We start from the raw sequence: 15,010 nt of genomic DNA on the forward strand, positions 1-15,010 counted from the left end.
ACCGTGGGCAGCATTCACACAAATCAATCATATGTCAAAAATCCAGCTGGCGAAACGGTGGTATTTTGTCGAATGTGACGATAATATACACCTCAGCTAACCTGCGTATGCACCAGCAATCTTTTAATCGAACGATTGGCCTCATGCAGCACAGTGTCTTTATCTACGGTCTTCAGCAGCCCTTTATCCATCAAAATCTCTCCGTCGACAATCGTCGTCTCGACATCGGCGCGGGTGGCGGAGTAGACAATCCGGGAGATCGGATCGACGTCATAGGACGGGAAGGTGTGGAAGTTGTAGAGATTTAGGATCGCCAGGTCGGCTTTTTTGCCTACCTCGATGCTGCCGATCTGGTCTTCCATGCCGACTGCCTTGGCGCCGCCGATGGTCGCCATCCGGAAGACACTGCGTGCATCCATCGTGGTCGGGCCATGGTGGGGCTTCTGGATGACTGCGGCCAGCCGCATTTCATTGAACATGTCGAGGTTGTTGTTGCACGGCGCGCCGTCGGCACCCAGACTGAGGTGGATGTGATCGTGCAGCATCCCCGGCGTATCGGCGATCCCGGAAGCCAGCTTCAGGTTGGAGCCCGGACAGTGGCTGACATGCACCCCGCGGTCGCGCAGAATCCGCTTCTCCTCAGCATCCAGCCAGACGCAGTGGGCCAGAATCAGGCGTTCATTCGCCAGCCCCAGGTGATCGAGGTACACGACATTGCGCATGCCGGTCATGGCCTGAACAATCTCAATCTCACCCTGATTCTCTGAAGCGTGGGTGTGCACTTTGACATTATAACGGGCAGACAGGTCACGCACTTCCTTGAGCAGCGGCTCTGTACAGGAGATCACGAATCTCGGTGAAAAAGCGTACTGGATCCGCCCGTTGCCGTAGCCGTTCCATTTTTCCAGCAGATCTACACTCTCCTGCAGCGAAGCCGCCGTGTCCTCCTGCAGCGCTGCCGGGACGTCCCCGCCCTTCTGATCCATCATCACCTTGCCGGAGAGGGCACGGATGCCGCTTTTGGCAATGGCCTGGAATGCAAAATCCGTATGATTGACCGTCTCCATATCGACAATCGTCGTTGTGCCGCTGGAGATCAGCTCCCCGATCCCGAGCATGGCAGAGTAATACAGCGATTCCTCATCATGGGCGGCTTCCAGCGGCCAGATCCGTTTGCGCAGCCAGTCCATAAGCTCCAGATCATCGCCTTTGCCGCGGAACAGCGTCTGGCAGAGATGAATATGCGTCTGCACAAAGCCCGGAATTACCGTCCGGTTCGTTGCATCAATAACCCGCTCGTCCCCCTGCGCCGTAAGCCCGCTGCCGATTTCTGTAATCAGATCATCTTTGATCCGGATATCCCCGTGAAAGATTTCTTCCTGTTTGTTCATTGTAATAATCTCCGCGTTTTTGATCAGTATGTTCGCCATGTCCGTTTCCCCCTCGTTCAATTCACAGATTGCTTTGCGCACAGCCAAATCCAGATAACATAAAAAGGCCACAAAAATATGCCGCAGCATATTTTCGTAGCCAGAAATTTACGGTTCCCGGTAGAGACCCTTAAACCAATTATTAAGGATATACGAAAAAAAGGATTATTCAATTGGTTTTGAATAACCCCATGATAAACGAAGGACAAAGCTCATGTCAACATAATTAACATATAATTCAGATTAGATACTGTATATCACCATTTATTCTGAAAATCCTATGTCCGACGTTACTTTATATAACATAGCGTTAGATTACATCAGCAACCGGTACATGTCCGACAAGACTATTCCTGGTCTTGCACCAGCACCTTCTCAAATACCGGAAAGCTCGCCGTACGCTGCGGGAAAAAGATCTCGCCTCTGCGCTCATATCCGAGCTTCGGATACAAGGCCAGAGCGGGCGTGTTTTTGGAATAGGTGTCCAGCCGGATGCTGCTGTAGCCTGCCTCCTGGGCATATTGCTCAGCGTATGCAGTCAGCTTCCGTGCAATGCCCTTACCCTGGGCTTCGGGATGAACAGCCAGCCGGTGCATAATCAGCGCCTTCCCCTGCTCCTGTCTCCACTGAATCTCCCGGTACAGCTCATTCGGATGCTCGTCCAGCACAAGAATGCCGGCAACTGCACCGTTGTCTATATATGTGTATAAGGTCCCTTGTTCAATATCCTTTTGAATGATTTCACGGTTAGGATAGCTGTCATCCCACTGGTCGCTGCCGCCCGCCTGCATAACCTGTACGCATCTGGCGATCAGCTTCATAATCTCTTCCATATCCTCTGTCCGCGCTTTACGGATGTCATTACTGCTCATGGTATCCCTGCTTTCCGTGCCTGAAAATTTGAATCTCTTAATGATTCACTAGTGAAGTTTATCACATCAGAGGACAAATTCAATAGCCCGGCAGCAAAACCGCAGCACCGCAGCAGGGCCTGCCCGTACTATACAGGCAAGCCCATGTTGGATGATCCGGAAGATCTCCATCAGGCAGGGCAGAAAGGCCAAGCTGCTTAAAGGAGCCTGCCGGAAAGAGCCTAAGCTGCTGTTAACGGCAGCGCTCTCCCGACAGACTCCATTACCATCCTCAGCCATTACGCCCGTGCCGTTAATCAGCCCAGCTCCAGCTTATGCCCGTCCTCGAAGCCCTTGGCGAAACCGGCGTCGAACCCCACGTTGTATGCTTCGGTGTAGCCCTGCTGATAGGCGTCTCCCGCCGGCGTTTCCGGAGAGACGCCCAGATCCGGGGGGAGCGGAACGACCAGCGGGGCAGCCGGCGTTACCTGTACCGGCGGCTGGACAACCACCTGCACTCTCCGGGCCGCAATCCGGCGGCGGAGTCTTCTTTTTTTGCGCAGCAGCAGGCCTCTCTTCGTCTTGCCTGAACGCAGCTTGCGGACTTTACGCCCCGCCCCTCTGCGGATTTTGGCCTTCCGTGTTACCAGCAGGGTCCGTCTCTTGACTGCTCTGCCTGCGCGCTTGGTCACTTTCTTTCTCTTCATCCGTTTACTCCTCCTGTACTCCATGTGCTCGTCGCGGCGCCCTTTGCGCATGCTTATTAAGCCATGGTGCCGCAGGCTTTCCCTGCTTAGGCTGATGCAGTGAAATACCGGACATCATCCGGCACATGGCGCTTTGATATTGGCTTAGGATTCTGATATTGTCACTCAGCTTGCGGGCCGTCAGCTCCGATTGCCCCGTAATTTCGGCGATACTCTCCAGTATCGCAGCCAGTGCGGCCTGGCTGCGGGCAATGGAGCGGATCATCTCCAGCTTGACGGCGTGTTCGGAGAGAAGCCCGCCGCTCATTTGCTGTCGTCCCCGAAGTCGAAGCCGTCACCGGACATGCCGCCGAAGCCTTCGCCGCCTTCTTCCTCACCGCTGCCCAGCACCGCCTTCAGGTTACTGTACAGCCCGTTTTCCAGCTTGGTCAGCCCCTCTACCATCTCCACAATTACCTCATGGATGGAGAGAGTCTCTTTCAGCTGCTCTTCATGGTTGTCGAAGGATCTGGCGTGGATGTGATGATGTGTCCACTGCTTGACCTTTTCCGCCTCCACCGCTTTGGCCTCGAGAATCATCGCGATGTTCCACTGGATAGTAGCGGTCGACTCCAGCATTTGCAGATAAGCCTTTTCCCTGCTCATATTCCGCCTCCTGCTCTTTAAGCGCTACTCTTCATCCTGGCCGCCTAATTCCTTGATTACCCGGCCTACTCCCTCAGCCATTGCCTCTTCCAGATCAGCAAGTGCATTCAAATAAGCGATGATATTCTTGTTGATCTGGCCGTGGCTTTCGACCAGCCCGCTGAATCCGCCGAAATCAGGCTCCGCATCCGGCAGATCGTGGACTATTTGCGACATACGGACGGCAACGTGGCGTTCGGCGTCAAGAATCCGCGCCATCTGTTCGTGCGTATGGGCCATGTGCTGCAGCACTTTGGTTATTTTATTCTGCACCTTCATGTCTCCTTTGCTCAAACGCCCTGCTACAGCATATGCGGCAGAAGCCCTGTCGGTGCGGAGGAACAGGGCTTGCCGCGGCACTGATGCTATGGATGTCAGGAATATATTGACAGGCGTACATGGAGGCGCATATGCTGGATGCTGGAACGGATCTTTTTTTTATAAACAGCACTTGAAGTGCTAAATATCTTATATACAAACGGGGGAATTCTATGAAGTTATCGGATCAACGCCTGGATTTGCAGGCTTTAACGGCTGTGCAGCTGTCTGCCAGCACCGGCAGCAATACGGCAGCTGCACTTGAGCAGGAACTGGGACTGAAGCTGGCGCCGGCTGTACTGGACGATGAGATGCTGTATGCAATCCAGGTGCGTTATTCCAAAGTACTGCAGAATGCAGAGCACTATCTGTGGTATACGTGCTGGGCTGTAATTCACAGGGAAGAGCAGCAGCTGATCGGCTTCCTCATTCTAAAAGGACATCCGAACGGGCAGGGCGAGGTCATTATCGGATACGTTATCGATGAAGGCCACTGGGGAAAGGGCTATGGGACAGAAGCGGTGCGGTGCTTGAGCGATTGGATCTTCAGTCATCCTGAGGCACAGTGGATTATCGCTGATACCGAGCCGGACAACACGGCCTCCCACAGGCTGCTGCAGCATCTGGGCGCTGAACGATACCGTGAGACTGATGAGCTGATCTGGTGGAGAATCGGCCGGCCGCAGACGCAACAACCCGCTTTTACCGGATCAAATCCTGCATAAAGCCCGGACATGAGATACTGCCCCTATGTACAGAAAAACACGCCGCCCTAAGGCAGCGTGTTCTTCAGCTTTTCTCCGGCCTCCTGCAGAGACTGGAACGTTCCGGCGTCACTCCACCATTCCTCGAGCACATCGTAGCTGAGTTTACCTTCTCCGGCATAAATATTGTTCACATCCGTAATCTCCAGCTCTCCGCGGTTCGAAGGCGCAATACGCCTGATAATGCCAAAAACAGCCTCGTCATACATATAGATACCGGTCACGCAAAAATTTGTTTTCGGCTGCGCCGGTTTTTCTTCAATATAAGCAATCAGGGAAGCATCCGTAGCATCGAACACGGGAACCCCATACCTGCGGGCATCCTCAACCGGCTTCAGCAGCACTTTTGCCGTCCCTTGCGGCTGTTGCATATACTTCTCAATATAAGGCGTCAGATCATCCATAAAAAGATTGTCACCCAGCAGCACGACAAACCGTTCGCCCGGGAGAATGAATCCTTCCGCCAGCTCCAGTGCCTCTGCGATGCCTCCTGCAGCCTCCTGGATTTTGTAGGTTAAGTTCACGCCGAATTCCGCACCGCTGCCTAAAAAATCCGTATACTGCCCCGCAGACTGCTTGCTGATGATCAGGAGAATATCGGTTATCCCGCCCCGGCGCAGCCGGTCTATGCCGTAACACACCATAGGATATTTGCCGACCGGAAGCAAATGTTTGTTCATCAGCCGGGTCAGCGGATGAAGCCTTGTTCCTTTTCCGCCCGCCAGTATGACTCCTTTCACTTACTTTCCTCCTTTATTATCTGTGTCTTTAGCCTTCGGGCCGGCAGGTTAGATGAACTGTGCCGGATCTAAATGCCATTTTTCTATAAAAATCTTACGGTTACGCTCCACCAGCTCCTGAAGCTCCGCTGAGTAAACCTGCTTGAAGCTTGCGCTTCCTTCATGATGCACCAGGCAGTCGCCGCCGATCAGCAGCCGGAAGCCCTTTAGCCTGGCTCGGTAGCAGTAATCATCGTCCTCGTAATGGCCCGGTGAATACCGCTCATCCAGCAGGCCGACACGGTCGAACACGGTTCTTTTGAACAAAAAACACAGACCTACAATCCGCACGGTTTCCTGCCATTTCACCGGATCAGGAACGTTGGCCGCCAGCGCCTCAGCATGAAACCCGGGCATATCGCTGTAAGACGTCCTTACCTGCTGCCGCCCGCTGGCATAATTCGTCACCGGCCCGACAATGCCGACTTCAGGCGCGCTGTACAAGGCCCTCTTCAGATTCGACAGCCAGTCATGCGAGACAATGACGTCATTGTTCAGCAGCAGCAGGTCGTCGCCCGAAGCCAGCTGCAGACCCACGTTGCAGGCAGCCGGAAAACCGCGGTTCTCAGGAAGCGATATGAAGGTCAGCCGGTTTTTGCGGCAATAGGCTGCCGTACCGTCGTCGGAAGCGTTATCGACCACAATGATTTCATAGGGCGAAGCTGTGTGCTGCCTGATCGATTCGACACAGGCCTCCAGCAGCTTACGCCCGTTATAGGTTGGGATAATGATGCTGGTCAAGGTCATAACGCGTTCCTCCAGGCTGCCAGCCTGCTGCGCTGCTCCTGCAGGCTTGGGGCAGAATGCGCTTCGTCCTGTCCCGGCACGATATGAACGGCTTCAGCATGGCCTGATCTTTGCATATGATTGATATGCTGGCCGATTATTATATTCAGTGCTTCGGCATGATCTCCGGCTATCAGCTGCTCCATCTTGTTGCCGGCGCCTGTATTGTCCCGGCGCAGCCGGTTCTGCTTGAATACGTTGACTGTGCCTGCTTTTTGCACCTGCAGCTGCTTCAGCAGCGCGAGCGCCTGCGCTTTGGGCGGCACCATCAGCTCACGGTACCCGATCATTTCCAGCGCCCGCCGGGACAGGGCATGGGGCACGGCAGTCATCGAGCTTGCTCCGAGATCACTCCGGCCAAGCACTATATTGAGGTACAGCTTGCAGCGCGTGACAGAATCACTGAGCTTGAAAGGCGGCAGCAGATGATCCAGATCATTCAGCGCTACATCTACTCCACCGTCTACCGCTGCTGTAAAGCCGGCCAGCTGCGGAGCAGGAATAACCATATCACCATCAAGAAACAACAGGATATCGCTCTTACTGAGCTTGGCTCCGAGCGCACGGCCTACATCATGGCCTGCCGATTCCGGGATATGCACAATGATTGCCTGCCTGCATGTACGGGTACGCTGAAAGCTGTTGTCCGTGCACCCGTTGAGCACTACGATAATCTCATCAGGCGCAAGCCGCTGCACCTGCTTCAGCAGCAGCGGCAAGGTCTGCGCCTCGTTCCTTGCCGAGATAATGACCGACAGCGTGCCGCGCCGTTTGCCGGGAGGCTGCTGTGCCTGCTTCGCGCGGGACGCGCTCGGCTGCCGGCGGGCTGCGGGCTTGCGGCCGGCAGCCCGCTTTTTGCCGGAGGCCGGGCGGCCGCCGGATTTGCGAACACTGCCGGACACAGGCCGCTTGCCGGAGCCGAGCGCAGACACAGATACAGCACCGGCAGCAGAGTCAGGCGGCGTCACAGCCGCTAATCGGGTGAAGTCGCTATGCCCGGCAGCGGATGCCGGGCCGATGGCGGAGTTACGTGCTGCGGCGACTGCCGGGCCGACGCTGGAGTTACGTGCTGCGGCGACTGCCGGGCCGATGCTGGAGTTACTTGCTGCGGCGGCCGGCCGTTTTCTCTGCTGCTGGTACTTTCTGTACTTTACGCCTGCCGCCTTCATCGCACCATCTCCCTTCGCCGTCCTGCGTCATCATAACCTGCCCGTTCTCCCCTGCGTTCAAGCAGCATCGCGACTGCCGCCAGGTGATCGCTAAGAATGATCTCCTGGAGAGGATCTCTGCCGCCGTCCTTTCGGCGGACCGCATTCATCTTGCCGACCTGCACCTTATGCACCGCCCTCACCTTCAGTCCGTCCAGCACTGCGCGGGCATACGCCAGCGGCGGTCTGGAGAGGATTGCGCTTCCCAGCAATGACAGTGCCTTACGGCTGATTGCATGAGGCACCGCAGTAAGGGAATATCCGTGCAGGTCAGGCCGGCCAAGCATAAGGTTGAGCGTATGCTTGGAGAGCACCACAGGATGCGGAATCCGGCTGCGGACCGGGCCGGAGTAATCATTCAGCGCCACGTCTGCCCCACCGCTGACTGCCTCCACAAAAGGGCGCAGCTCCGCTGCCGGGATGACCAGATCCCCGTCAGTAAACAGCAGAATCTCTCCGCCCGCCGCCTCCGCTCCTACTCTCCGCCCCACATCATGCCCAAGCGGCTGCGGAAATGTAATAACCTTTGCGCCCATCCTCTGGGCAATTTCTGCTGTATTGTCGGCGGAACCGTTGACTATCACAATAACCTCACAGCGCGGATGAACGCCTCTGGCTCCGGCAATAACGGCAGCAATCGTCCCCGCCTCATTCATAGCCGGAATGATTACCGACACATAAGGCTCCGGGTGATTCACTACAGGTATTGCTTCCGCAGGCCGCTGCTGCGGCCGGGAGTTCCTCCGCACTGCTTGAGAAGCCCGCCGCCCCGAGCGGCGGGCAGATGTTCGTCTATGCTGTTTCAAGCTCATCCACCTTCCTTCGGAGGGCACACTCCGGGCTGAGGGTTACACCACAGTCTATGTAATCTGCCGTCCTCCGTAACGGCAAATGTCTCTCTTTGTACAGATAATTGGACAAATGCCGCCTGACGGATATTTGTCCATAAGCCTGTCTGCAGCAGCTGGCCTTACTCCGGTTGGGCTGCCGGACACTCCGGCCGAAATCAAAGGCCTATTTGTCCTTGATTTGGCCCTCCCGTATATAAATTAACCTGCACCAAATCCTGCTGCGTTCTGCCAACAGAAACGGCGCAGCCCCAGGGCTGCGCCGTTTCCTAAACCTATTCAAGCCTTGCAGTGACTGGGCAAAGCAATACACCCGCCGGCCAGCCTCTTAATCAAATGCCCGGTGCTCGACCGCCGGTTTCACCAGCGGAGAACCAAGCGCAATCCATGACAACACACCGTAGAAATGCGGGGTTTCCCGCAGGCGGTTGATAACAACCACCGCTTCTCCGCTGCCTCTGCTCTTCAGCGAAGAGTGGAAGTACGGCTGGTTGGTCATGGCAACCAGCACGTAACCGGTATGGCCAAAAGCTTCGTCGAATGTTACAGTGACCTCCACGCTCTCCGCATTGCCGTTGAACATAAATGCCGTCATGCCAAACTGCTGCAGAACCTGCTTGTTTCCGGAGCTTTGTACCGGACTAAAGGACAGATGCTCTGCCGAGACTGCACCTTGGGCCAGATGATCCCCGGTAACAGCGCCGGCTGCAATATGATAGCTCTGCACACTTTCTTCCTCAAGATGCTTGGATTGCACAGCGAAGGCGGCCAATTTAGCAGAATCCACAGCTTCGTCAGCAATTGCGGATGTGTTAACGGCATGCTCAGCCAGCTGCTCCTCCCCGATACTGCCTGCAGCCAGCTTGATTCCGGTAATACTGCCGTCAGGCAGCAGATCGGCTGTGCGGACCTCTTCTGCAAGATGCGCCAGTTTAATCGTTTCCGGAAGCAAATGCCGCTCTTCCAGAATACCATCAGCCAGATGCTCACCGTATATACTTTCCTGCTGCACATGACGGGAATGCACGGCTCCAGCCGCCAGCTTTTCCGCGTCAATACTGCCTTCAGACAGCATATCAGCATTCAATGCTCCTTCAGCCAGATGGTCGGAGGTGATGCTGCCGCTGCGGATATGGCGGCTATCGACCGACTCCGCAGCCAGATGGGCGCCATGCACGCTGTCCGGGGCCAGCTGGCTGGAACCGATCGAGCTCTCAGCCAGCTTCACAGCACCAATGCTGCCGTCCGGGAGCAGATCCGAAATCTCCACTTCCTCTGCCAGATGCTTCAACGTAATGCTTCCGCTGCGGATGTGGCGGCTGTCTACCGACTCTGATGCCAGATGCCCTCCGTAAATGCTGCCGGGCGCCAGCTGGAAGGAGCCGATCGAACCCTCGGCCAGCTTCGCAGCACTGATACTGCCGTCAGGCAGCAGATCAGAGGTCAGCGTCCCTTCAGCCAGATGCTTCAGCGTAATGCTGCCGCTGCGGATATGGCGGCCATCCACCGCCTCAGAAGCCAAGTGGCCTCCGTACACACTGCCCGCGGCAAGCTTCCGGGAACCGATGATGCCGTCAGCCAGCTTATCGGCTCCGATACTGCCGTCAGCAAGCAGCTTCGCACCGCGAGCCTCATCGGCCAGATGCGCCAGCGTGATCTCGCCTTCAGCGATGTGGCGGCCCGTTACTGCATCGTTCACCAGATGGGCTCCGTTAACGCTGCCGGTAGACAAGTGCCGCGATTCCACTGCGTTCTCTGACAGCTTATCGGCCCCGATGCTGCCATCAGAAAGTAGCTTCGCACCGCGAACCTCATCGGCCAGATGCGCCAGCGTGATCTCGCCTTCAGCGATGTGGCGGCCCGTTACTGCATCGTTCACCAGATGGGCTCCGTTAATGCTGCCGGTAGACAAGTGCCGCGATTCCACTGCGTTCTCTGATAGCTTTTCTGCACCAATACTTCCGTCAGAAAGCAGCTTCGCACCGCGAACCTCATCGGCCAGATGCGCCAGCGTAATCTCGCCTTCAGCGATGTGGCGGCCTGCCACTGCATGCTCTGCCAGATGGGTACCGTCAATGCTGCCTGAGGATACATGGTGTGACTCCACAGCGTTCTCCGCCAGCTTTCCGCCGCTGATGCTGCCTTCAGGCAGCCACTTCACGCTGCGGACTTCCTCTGCCAGGTGATCCAGCGTAATCTCGCCATCGCCGATATGGCGGCCGGTTACTGCGTCATGGACCAGATGGCTGCCATACACACTGTCCGCTGACAGATGACGGAAGCTTACGGAATCCTCAGCCAGCTTGGAGCCGCTGACACTGCCGTCCGGCAGAAGCTCAGAGGTGAATACCTCATCAGCGAGATGCTTCAGTGTAATGCTGCCGCTCTTGATATGGCGGCTGTCTACCGCCTCCTTGACCAGATGGTCACCATATACACTGCCGGGAGCCAGCTTCAGCGGACCGATCGTGCCGTCTGCCAGTTTACCGGCGCTGATGCTGCCGTCGGGCAGCCACTGGGCGCTGCGGATTTCCTCAGCCAGATGGTCAAGTGTAATCTCACCCTCGCCGATATGGCGGCTCTGTACCGCATCATCTGCCAGATGGCTGCTGTACACACTATCCGCCGACAAGTGCTGTGCCCCGATAGACCCTTCAGCCAGCTTGGAGCCTTCAACACTTCCGTCAGGCAGAAGCTCTGAGGTGAACACTTCTCCGGACAGGTGCCTCAGCAGGATGCTGCCGCTCTTGATATGGCAGCTGTCCACCGCTTCTTGAACCAGGTGCCCTTCATCCACACTGCCGGAAGCCAGATGGGAAGCCTGAATGGCACCCTCAGCCAGCTTACCGCTGCCGATACTGCCATCCGGCAGCCACTGCGCATCAAGCACCTCCTCGGCCAGATGTGCAAGCGTAATTTCGCCTCCGCTGATATGACGGCTCTCTACCGCATGATCCGCCAGATGACTACCCCGTACACTATCCGGCGACAGGTGGCGGGAAACCACCGCCTCATCAGCCAGCTTGGAGCTGTTGATGCTGCCTTCCTGCACTTGTATGGAAGAAATCGAACCGGGGAGAATATGCCCGTTGCCGACTGACATCGGCCGGATATGGGCTCCGCCGATGCTGCCCGGCGCCAGATGTCTGCCCTGTACAGCGGTATCGCTGAGTGAGGCCGGAACGACTGCCCCCGGAGCCAGATGCTCGGCAGTTACAGCAGCAGGTGCCAGCTTGGGTGAAGTCACACTGCTGTCCGCAAGTTTAATGGAGGTAACAGATAAATCGCTGAGCTTATCTGTCGAGATGCTTTCCGGTGATAGTTTTAATGAAGTAACCGCATGATCAGCCAGATGATGCGGCTGTACTGCACCGGCAGCCAGATGTATTTCCTTTACTGTACCGGAAGCCAGCTTATCGCTTGTTACCGCTCCGGCCTGGAGTGCAGAGCTGTTTACACTGTTCTCAGCCAGGTGTCTGCGTTCTACAGCTCCGGTAGCCAGGTGTTCCGTATCTACTGCGGCGCCCTGCAGCACACGGCCGCTGACACTGGCATCCGCCAGATGCTTTTCCTCCACCGCACAAAAGGCTATATGCTCACCGCTCACCGCTTCTCGGGCAAGCGCATTTGCATTCACTGCACTGTGGGCCAGCTTGGCGCCTGTCACAGCACCGTCCACCAGTTTGGCTGCGGTCACGCTGTGCGGAAGAAGATGCTCTGTACTGACAGAGTCATTCGCCAGCACTTTACCGTTAACGGAGCCGGAGGCCAGATGACTGCCCAGCACAGCACCAGCCTGCAGCTGGTCTGAGCCGACCGACTCTGCCGACAGATGGGACTGGTCCACCGCTTCACGCTGCAGATGGCCGGAGGAGATGGACTGCATGGCAATCTGAGGGCTGCGGACGGCTGACTTCGCCAGATGGCGGGTTGCCACTGCTTCGTCTGCCAGCTTATGTGCCAGAATGCTCTGGTCGGCAATTTTGGAGGAGGTGACCGCCTGCTCCACGATCTGGGCTGTCCCTACCGCTCCCTCTGCCAGCTTCACAAAAGAGATGCTCCGGTCAGCCAGATGATTCCCGCTAATCTCCCCGTCGCCGATATGCGACCCGGTGATGCTCTCCGGACTAAGATGCTGGCTGCGCACCGACTTCTCCGCAAGCTGCCGCGCACCGACTGCCCCGTCGGCCAGATGCCCGCTCTCAATGACAGCAGAACCCAGCTGTTCCTTGCCGATCAGCCGGCTGGCCAGCTGTTCACGCCCGATCGCTCCCGGTGCCAGGTGCTTCGCAGACACCGTTCCTTCCTTCAGATGGCGGCTGTCGATGGCGCCTTCGGCAATTTTGTCGCCGCTGATTTCACCGTCGGCGATTTTATCTCCCGATACCGCATCATCTGCCAGCTTAGAGCGGTCAATGATACCGTTCGCCAGGTGGCGGCTGACAATGCTGCTGCTGAGGATTTTTTCACCGCTTACGGCACCGTCCTCCAGCAGCTCTGAGGTGATCAGCAGCTCGCTCAGATGGCGGCCGGAAATGGACCGGTCTGCAATCTGCTCACCGCCGATGGTCCGGTCAGCCAGCTTTTCGGGACCGATGCTGCCGTTCTTCAGCTTTTCACCGCCGATAGAATGATCCAGCAGCTTGCCGCCGCTGATACTGCCTTCCGCCAAATGCTCGCCTGAAATGGATTCATGGGCGATTTTTGATGAGGTAACGGCTTTTTCCGCAATGTTGATGCTTTGTACCGCGTAATCCTGCAGCCACGGCGTACCGATAATGCCGAACTTCAGCTTGGACCCGTCAATGGTGCGTGGGGCGATTTTGGGGCCGGTAACAGCAGCTTCCGAGATGTCGTCAGTGTATACCTTCTGCAGGCGTTCCTTCTCTGTCAGCAGCGGTGCGGCCGGGAGGCTTACCCGTACTTCCGCTTCATTCCTGGGCGGAGCCTCTGCCGCCGGCTGTTGCTGCACCTGCGGCTCCGGAGCCGGTTCAGCTGTAACAGCCTCTGCCGGAGCCGGGAGCTCCGCCGTGCCTACCCCGCTGACCTGCAAAGACTGATCCGGCGTGTCGGCTATCCTTTCCGTCTCCCCTGTTGCTGTATCCCCCTGTGCCCTTGGACCGCTACGCAGCATGCTCAGTTCCGTTTTATTGGGATTATCCACGTAATAAAGACGCCGTTTGGATTGATTATTCCGGTTCTTTCTGGAGCCCTTCACAAGCAGTCTCCTCCTTCCATCGAATGTTTCTTCTAGGCATCATATGCAGTGGAATAGGCGGGTGACACCCTTTTGCAGCAGCGGGCCATTCTTTAATGAAGCGGGGTCTTTACATCGACGCGGACTCAGGTACTTTGCGGGACCCCGAAAGCTTATACATCCTTTCTTACTAAAAAAGGGCATCTGCCGCCGCGCATTCGTCCATCCTGGACGCCCCGTACAAACATACAATGCTAGAGAAGCGGAACCGCCGTCACTACAGAAGCTAACAGGAGGAACGAACATGGGGCAAAAGCTCGTGGGAATACTGCTAAATGCCGCTATGCACCGGGGCGTTCCCCGGTTAAAAACGGGACAGGAGTCGCTGGAGCTCTATGAGGAGGCCGCTGCCGCATACGGAATGGTCCCCTGCTTCCTGCAGCTGTCCGATATTAACCTTGAATCCGGCTACAGTGTAGCCTATGTAAAGGGAAGCCAGGGATACCAGCTGATGGCCGTCCCGACACCGTCTGTTATTCATAACCGGGCGATCTATAGCCAGAACAGTACCGGAACCGACCGTCTGCTGGAGCAAGGCCTCCTAGTTTTTAATACATGCAACCGCTATGGCAAGGATCAGATTCACAGGCTGCTTGCGCAGAACGGGGCTTTGCGGGGGTTTTTGCCCGACTCTGCGGCTGGTCTGTCCGGGCTGAAGACCATGATGCGCCGCTATCCCGACCTTATATTGAAGCCGTGCCGCGGCAGTGTCGGGAAGGGGGTCATGCGCCTGTCACGGAGGGGTGAACGGCGCTGGATCTGGAGCTATCTCCCTTCGGGAACGCGCCGCTGGATGCATAGAGCAGTGAATCCGGAGGCTCTGCCCAGGGCGCTGCGGGCACGCCTGTCTGCTATGCCTTATCTGGTGCAGGAGCGCATTCCGCTGGCTGAGCTGAACGACCGCCCCTTTGACCTGCGTGTTACGGTTCAGCGCGGCTGGGGGGGAGACTGGCAGATTACCGGCATGTTCGCCAAGCTGGCGGCGCCAGGCGGCTTCGTCTCCAATATCGCCAGAGGCGGCGAAGCGTACAGCAGCTCTTCGGTGCTGGAGCAGTTATTCGGCGGTGAGACGGCTGCCAGCATCCGCATGTCTGTCGAGGCGCTTAGTGTTATGATTGCACGCCAGCTGGAACGAAGCCTGCCCGGCCTTGCCGATATCGGTCTGGATATCGGGGTTACCCGGGACGGGCGGCTCTATTTTATCGAATGCAACGGCCGCGACCAGCGCTACGGCTTTCAGAAGGCCGGTCTTGGCAACCTCTGGAAAGACAGCTACCGCAAGCCGATGGGCTATGCCCGTTTTCTGCTGGATGATCCCTCCAGGTATATCCGTTATTGATTTGTCTCCTATTCTATGTCAATATAATGCAGAGCAGTA

General features: G+C 56.7%; 13 protein-coding genes and 1 riboswitch. Of the genes, 2 read left to right on the plus strand and 11 right to left on the minus strand.

Features of this window, described 5'->3' with window-relative positions; genetic code table 11:
* Positions 1–92 precede the first annotated feature (92 nt).
* The 6 genes from R70331_RS25015 to R70331_RS25045 all read right to left on the minus strand — a co-directional run bounded on the left by R70331_RS25015 (position 93) and on the right by R70331_RS25045 (position 3,951).
* Positions 93–1,430, minus strand: coding sequence for a 5'-deoxyadenosine deaminase (locus R70331_RS25015; RefSeq protein ID WP_042180306.1), 1,338 nt, complete (start codon positions 1,428–1,430; stop codon positions 93–95).
* Between the two features lie 77 nt (positions 1,431–1,507).
* Positions 1,508–1,606, minus strand: a riboswitch (purine riboswitch).
* Between the two features lie 171 nt (positions 1,607–1,777).
* Entirely contained in the window at positions 1,778–2,302 is a 525-nt protein-coding gene (locus R70331_RS25020; RefSeq protein ID WP_042180309.1) for a GNAT family N-acetyltransferase, read from the minus strand.
* 296 nt (positions 2,303–2,598) lie between these two features.
* Positions 2,599–2,988, minus strand: a complete 390-nt coding sequence (locus tag R70331_RS25030; protein WP_052380683.1) for a hypothetical protein — start codon at positions 2,986–2,988, stop codon at positions 2,599–2,601.
* A 4-nt stretch (positions 2,989–2,992) separates the two neighbouring features.
* Positions 2,993–3,295 carry a hypothetical protein gene (locus R70331_RS25035; RefSeq protein WP_039876758.1) on the minus strand — a complete coding sequence of 101 codons (303 nt, stop codon included), beginning with the start codon at positions 3,293–3,295 and terminating at the stop codon, positions 2,993–2,995.
* Entirely contained in the window at positions 3,292–3,633 is a 342-nt protein-coding gene (locus tag R70331_RS25040; protein ID WP_042180317.1) for an alpha-helical endospore appendage domain-containing protein, read from the minus strand. Before R70331_RS25040 ends, R70331_RS25035 begins: the two co-directional genes overlap by 4 nt.
* Positions 3,634–3,657: 24 nt before the next feature.
* The gene (locus R70331_RS25045; RefSeq protein WP_081947748.1) at positions 3,658–3,951 is read right to left on the minus strand and encodes a nucleoside-diphosphate sugar epimerase; all 294 of its coding nucleotides are present in this window, start codon (positions 3,949–3,951) and stop codon (positions 3,658–3,660) included.
* 212 nt (positions 3,952–4,163) lie between these two features.
* Here R70331_RS25045 and R70331_RS25050 point away from each other — a divergent pair, with 212 nt between their 5' ends.
* Positions 4,164–4,715, plus strand: a complete 552-nt coding sequence (locus tag R70331_RS25050) for a GNAT family N-acetyltransferase (RefSeq protein WP_052419212.1) — start codon at positions 4,164–4,166, stop codon at positions 4,713–4,715.
* 47 nt (positions 4,716–4,762) lie between these two features.
* Here the strand turns inward: R70331_RS25050 and R70331_RS25055 are convergent, their stop codons facing one another.
* The 5 genes from R70331_RS25055 to R70331_RS30740 form a co-directional block, all read right to left on the minus strand.
* Positions 4,763–5,494 (minus strand): sugar phosphate nucleotidyltransferase, encoded by a 732-nt coding sequence (locus R70331_RS25055; RefSeq protein ID WP_042180322.1) that lies wholly within the window; start codon positions 5,492–5,494, stop codon positions 4,763–4,765.
* Positions 5,495–5,542: 48 nt separating this feature from the next.
* A complete protein-coding gene (locus R70331_RS25060) occupies positions 5,543–6,280 on the minus strand; it encodes a glycosyltransferase family 2 protein (RefSeq protein WP_042180325.1) in 738 nt (245 codons plus the stop codon).
* Complete coding sequence (locus R70331_RS30735) at positions 6,277–7,488, minus strand: glycosyltransferase family 2 protein (protein ID WP_052419213.1); 1,212 nt, start codon at positions 7,486–7,488, stop codon at positions 6,277–6,279. The genes R70331_RS25060 and R70331_RS30735 overlap by 4 nt, the downstream gene beginning before the upstream one ends.
* The gene (locus tag R70331_RS25070) at positions 7,485–8,339 is read right to left on the minus strand and encodes a glycosyltransferase family 2 protein (protein ID WP_042180327.1); all 855 of its coding nucleotides are present in this window, start codon (positions 8,337–8,339) and stop codon (positions 7,485–7,487) included. Before R70331_RS25070 ends, R70331_RS30735 begins: the two co-directional genes overlap by 4 nt.
* 364 nt (positions 8,340–8,703) lie before the next feature.
* Positions 8,704–13,593, minus strand: coding sequence for a WIAG-tail domain (locus R70331_RS30740; protein ID WP_052419214.1), 4,890 nt, complete (start codon positions 13,591–13,593; stop codon positions 8,704–8,706).
* Positions 13,594–13,876: 283 nt separating this feature from the next.
* Between R70331_RS30740 and R70331_RS25080 the strand changes: the two genes are divergently transcribed.
* Positions 13,877–14,971 (plus strand): YheC/YheD family endospore coat-associated protein, encoded by a 1,095-nt coding sequence (locus R70331_RS25080; RefSeq protein ID WP_042180330.1) that lies wholly within the window; start codon positions 13,877–13,879, stop codon positions 14,969–14,971.
* The last annotated feature ends 39 nt before the right edge of the window (positions 14,972–15,010 follow it).

This window comes from Paenibacillus sp. FSL R7-0331 (genome assembly GCF_000758645.1).
In the GTDB taxonomy this organism is placed as follows: Bacteria; Bacillota; Bacilli; order Paenibacillales; family Paenibacillaceae; genus Paenibacillus_AQ; species Paenibacillus_AQ camerounensis.

Coding starts and splice junctions, on each gene's coding strand:
- R70331_RS25015 (WP_042180306.1), bottom strand. CDS start 1,430: ATGGCGAACATACTGATCAAAAACGCGGAGATTATTACAATGAACAAA.
- R70331_RS25020 (WP_042180309.1), bottom strand. CDS start 2,302: ATGAGCAGTAATGACATCCGTAAAGCGCGGACAGAGGATATGGAAGAG.
- R70331_RS25030 (WP_052380683.1), bottom strand. CDS start 2,988: ATGAAGAGAAAGAAAGTGACCAAGCGCGCAGGCAGAGCAGTCAAGAGA.
- R70331_RS25035 (WP_039876758.1), bottom strand. CDS start 3,295: ATGAGCGGCGGGCTTCTCTCCGAACACGCCGTCAAGCTGGAGATGATC.
- R70331_RS25040 (WP_042180317.1), bottom strand. CDS start 3,633: ATGAGCAGGGAAAAGGCTTATCTGCAAATGCTGGAGTCGACCGCTACT.
- R70331_RS25045 (WP_081947748.1), bottom strand. CDS start 3,951: ATGAAGGTGCAGAATAAAATAACCAAAGTGCTGCAGCACATGGCCCAT.
- R70331_RS25050 (WP_052419212.1), top strand. CDS start 4,164: ATGAAGTTATCGGATCAACGCCTGGATTTGCAGGCTTTAACGGCTGTG.
- R70331_RS25060 (WP_042180325.1), bottom strand. CDS start 6,280: ATGACCTTGACCAGCATCATTATCCCAACCTATAACGGGCGTAAGCTG.
- R70331_RS30735 (WP_052419213.1), bottom strand. CDS start 7,488: ATGAAGGCGGCAGGCGTAAAGTACAGAAAGTACCAGCAGCAGAGAAAA.
- R70331_RS25070 (WP_042180327.1), bottom strand. CDS start 8,339: ATGAGCTTGAAACAGCATAGACGAACATCTGCCCGCCGCTCGGGGCGG.
- R70331_RS25080 (WP_042180330.1), top strand. CDS start 13,877: ATGGGGCAAAAGCTCGTGGGAATACTGCTAAATGCCGCTATGCACCGG.